Source organism: bacterium (assembly GCA_037131655.1).
Lineage (GTDB): Bacteria > Armatimonadota > Fimbriimonadia > Fimbriimonadales > JBAXQP01 > JBAXQP01.
Genome location: JBAXQP010000241.1, coordinates 1 through 4145 on the forward strand (window position 1 = coordinate 1; position 4145 = coordinate 4145).

The 4145-nt window shown below is 51.9% G+C and carries 4 protein-coding genes; 1 reads left to right on the top strand and 3 read right to left on the bottom strand.

Annotated features, from left to right (window positions below; genetic code table 11):
• A partial coding sequence (locus WCO51_10395) for a DUF1559 domain-containing protein (GenBank protein MEI6513666.1) occupies positions 1 to 715 on the top strand: 715 nt, incomplete at its 5' end.
• Positions 716 to 736: 21 nt separating this feature from the next.
• Here the strand turns inward: WCO51_10395 and WCO51_10400 are convergent.
• The 3 genes from WCO51_10400 to WCO51_10410 all read right to left on the bottom strand — a co-directional run.
• Positions 737 to 1972 (bottom strand): hypothetical protein, encoded by a 1236-nt coding sequence (locus WCO51_10400; GenBank protein MEI6513667.1) that lies wholly within the window; start codon positions 1970 to 1972, stop codon positions 737 to 739.
• A 206-nt stretch (positions 1973 to 2178) separates the two neighbouring features.
• Positions 2179 to 3288 carry a uroporphyrinogen decarboxylase family protein gene (locus WCO51_10405; protein ID MEI6513668.1) on the bottom strand — a complete coding sequence of 370 codons (1110 nt, stop codon included), beginning with the start codon at positions 3286 to 3288 and terminating at the stop codon, positions 2179 to 2181.
• Between the two features lie 179 nt (positions 3289 to 3467).
• Positions 3468 to 4145, bottom strand: a 678-nt coding sequence (locus tag WCO51_10410; protein MEI6513669.1) for a uroporphyrinogen decarboxylase family protein, incomplete at its 5' end; no start/stop codon positions are given.

Here is a 4145-nt window from a genome sequence, read left to right on the forward strand (position 1 = left end):
AATGAAAAAGGCGTTTACACTTATTGAACTGTTGGTAGTCATTGCCATTATTGTGATCTTGGCTGCGATACTATTTCCAGTCTTTGCAGCCGCTCGAGAAAAAGCACGGTCTACCACGTGCTTGAGCAATATGAGCCAACTCGGCAAGGCGTTTATGATGTACCTTTCCGACTATAACGAGCGCTATCCTTATACCGGTGTACATACAGCGAATAAAGAAATTGCTAACTGGGTAATTCCATGTGAGCCTTACTGTGAAAAGATTGCAGATCCCGAACCTGGAAACTTGTGGCCCTATACCAAGAACCTCGGTATATACCGATGCCCTTCAAATGTGAAGCCGATCAAAAACAACTCGTTCAATACCAATCCCTACAAACCCCAGAATGCCCGTGTCACCTATACGATGAACGAATATTTCGAGAAGATCAAGTATTCCATAATCACCTACCCATCCGATACATTCCTACTTTACGACGAAAGTGGAAGGACTGTAAATGATGGCAACTACAATCCGTGGGCATTTGACATTAACGGGGACCAGCATGTTAACGGGGCAATCGCCGCTTGCGCTGATGGGCACGCCCAGCGATTTCCCTACTCAGCCATTGGCAACTCTCCTTGGAGTTTGCCCGGACCTGGCCCACTATTCTGCAACTACAGACCAGATCGCAAGAAACTAAAGACCACCTGGCAAAACAACTACTGCGAGTAATTCCCCATATCCGAATGGTTCTCAAGCATACTCTTCCGACAACTGTTGCGCGATTTTAACCCATTCCCACATACGCTGGGGTTCGTTTCGACAGGTGTGGAGGTCTTTCATGATGACCTCTATAGCACAGCCTCGGGTCTTTTCGAACGCGTCGCGCAGTTGTTCACGGGCCAGGTCGGGATCCCAACGGGTCATTCCTAATATAGTGGGGTTGGGCTTCCATGAGAAAACCGCACGGTTGCCGAGGGTTTTGGCGGCAATCGCAACATCCGCCTTCGGGCTGATGGAGATGCGGCGCAGATGGGGAATGTGCTTGAATAGCATGTCAATTTTATTATGCAGTGGCTCACAGCAGCCATAGGCCGCTAAGCCGAAGCGTGCCAGGAAGCGCTTCTCATACTGCAGCGCAAACTCTTCATGCATGGCGGGGGAGACTTCCGAGAATATCTGGGTGGTGGCATGACCCCACTGGTCTTTAGCCCGAACGTGCACGCCATCAAAATCGGGCTGAGGCAACAGGTCGGTATAGCCATAACCGCCGGGGCTGATGGTGTTCACGCGGTTATTCAGGTGGAGCAGGTTAAGCGCCTCATATTGGTCAAGGGCGCAGAGATAGTATTGGCACATGCGTTCCAGCCATGAATGCAGCCACTCAGGCCGGTCCACCATATCGAGGAACGTTTGCTCGATCCCCCGCCACGTGATGAAGCTATCCAACGGGTCATACCAGTGAGAAGCGACGCCCTGCTTGTAGACCGTCAGGATGCCGTCATAAAGCTCGCAGAGGATCTGATAGTTGCGCTCAGTGGCTTCCCAATCCACCGTGACAGTCGGCATGGGGATTCGCGTTGGGGGGTCATCATCGGCGATGACACAGTTGAAGTGCTTTGCCCCGTAGGTCATTTCAGGCACGGTGCTGTCACCTGTAATGCCCAATCCTGTCTGCGACATCACAATGTGGGAAACCATGGTTGCTTCCCATATGGTGTCATCACGCAAATGATCCCACTTATAGCGCAACATGCGGAAGAAGAGTTCCTGGTTTCGTGCATCTTGGCCCTCGCAGACAACCGTGCGTTCGATGCCGGTTTCTCCACGCGTATCATCCCATATCGAGATCATAGGTTTGACGTGCTCAAGGTTAATGAGCCTGCGCCAAAGGTCTCGGCGCTCATCCTGCCGGGGATGCGCCGCAATCTCCGCATGCTGCTTAGCCAAATCTCGGATAATAACTCTATCTTTTGCTGAGATAATCATTTTTCCTACCTATAACCTTTAGCATTGTCTAAGGCTCTACTGGAATACAAAACACCCCAAAGGAGTGTCATTCAGAGCAAAGCATGGAATCTCTCCGAAATAGGCAAAGACAAGCAATCCGTTAGCTTCAGAGACGATTTCCACGGGTACAAACCCTCTCTCTCAAAGACACTCACAACGATACTGATAGTGCAAGCTTTTCGCCTCTAATACCTTCCGTACTCCTGCGCAATCTCTACCATCGCTTTTAGGTTTTCGAACTTGGCATCGGTAGGGACTTCATCGGCACTGCCCATGATATAACCGCCGCCTTCTTTGGCTTCATCCAAACATCGTTTAGCTTCTTTGCGGGCATCCTCAAGAGTTCCGAAGGCGAGGGTCACGCAGTCGAAGTTGCCCATGAGGGCAACGCGCTTGCCGTACTTCTTCTTCGCTTCGGCCAGCGTCAGGTCACCCTGGTTGGGTTCAAAGGCGCCGATCAGGTGTGGGCCTGCATCAACAATACAGTCCATTAGTTTGCGCATGCTCCCCACCGTGTAGAATGCAATATATTTTCCGGCGGCCCGAACCTTATCGCAGGCCATGTGCATCTCCTCGGTAGTCCATTTGGCAAACTTCTCAGGCCCCATCTCTGAACCGGTGGCCCAAGCGATGTCGTAATACATCACATCAGAGGGGGAGGCAATGAACGAATCGATGGCCTTGTCTGTCCGACGCCAAGCCGCCTTCATGGCTTCACGTACCAGATCTTGCTCTTCACACAGGTCGATTAATAATCCCTCCATGCCGCGCACACCAGCCAGCATACTGTAGGCCGAGACGATACCCACGCTGGGGACGCCATCCTCACCAAAGAGCTCGCAGGCCTCTTTGACATCCGGGCTACGGTCAATCTGAGCAGCATCCCCTTCTTCATTCCACTTGCGGATCATGACTGCCCAGTCTTTGGGCTCCTTCACCCAAGGCTCGACCTGCTTGCCCACCAACGGGTCTTCTGGGATGAGACCCGTGTCATAGACACTTGTGAGGGAGCCGACAGGGGTTTTCATATGGTTGCGTATGACTTTATGTGTACCTTCACTGACCAAAACTTCACTCCATCGCTCATAACCAAGCAGGGGTGGATGCCAAACGTCGATGCCCAAAGGCCCGCGATAGAATGTGGAACCCAGCATCTGATGGACTTCAAATGCTGCCCTCCAATCCCCGCGGCCTAGCACTTTATTGGCGTAACGGTGATGGATTAACGGCGCAACCGGGACGACGTCCGGAGTTTCGCCTTTTAACGCTGCCATGAATGCTTGTTTCTTAGTCATTGATTATATCCTTTCGATTGATTGTTTTCATTCTCGTAGCACTGGCTTTTCATATAGGGGTGACCTCTCCCCCTACTTCGTAGGCTCCTCTCCGTGACACGGAGAGGAGTAAGCAATACTAACTCAAACCTCAGAACCTCGGTGAGGTGAGGTTCTGAAATTCGTCATTTGCCGCTTCCCTAATACTTTCCGTACTCCTGTGCGACATCTACCATCGCTTTGAGGTTGTCGAATTTGGCGTCTGCGGGGATTTCGTCGGCGCTGCCCATTATATAGCCGCCATCGCCCTTGGCTTCATTCAGACAGCGAATGGCTTCCTTGCGGGCATCTTCGACTGTGCCGAAGGCGAGCGCCATACAGTCCACGTTGCCCATGAGACAGATGCGTTTGCCGTACTTCTTTTTGGCCTCGGCTAAAGAAATATCGCCCTGGTTTGGTTCAAAGGAGGCGATCATGTAGGGGCCGGCATCAACCATCGTGTCCATCAGCTTGCCGATACGGCCAAGGGTATAGAAGGAGATATACTTGCCCGCCTTGCGAATCTTATCGCAGGCCATTTGCATCTCTACAGCCGTCCATTTGGCGAAGAGTTCGGGGCCCATTTCCGAGCCGGTTGCCCAACAGATGTCATAATAGCAGAAGTCAGACGGCGATGCGATGAAGGAATCCAGTTTCTTTTCAGTCCGCCGCCAGGCCGCTTTCATAGCCTCACGCACCAGGTCAGGCTCATCATAAAGATCGTATAAAAGCTCAGCCATGCCACGCGCGTTGCCGAGCATACTGTAAGCCGATATGATACCAACGCTGGGAACCCCATCCTCGCCCATGACTTCGCATGCCTCTTTTACCTGCTCACC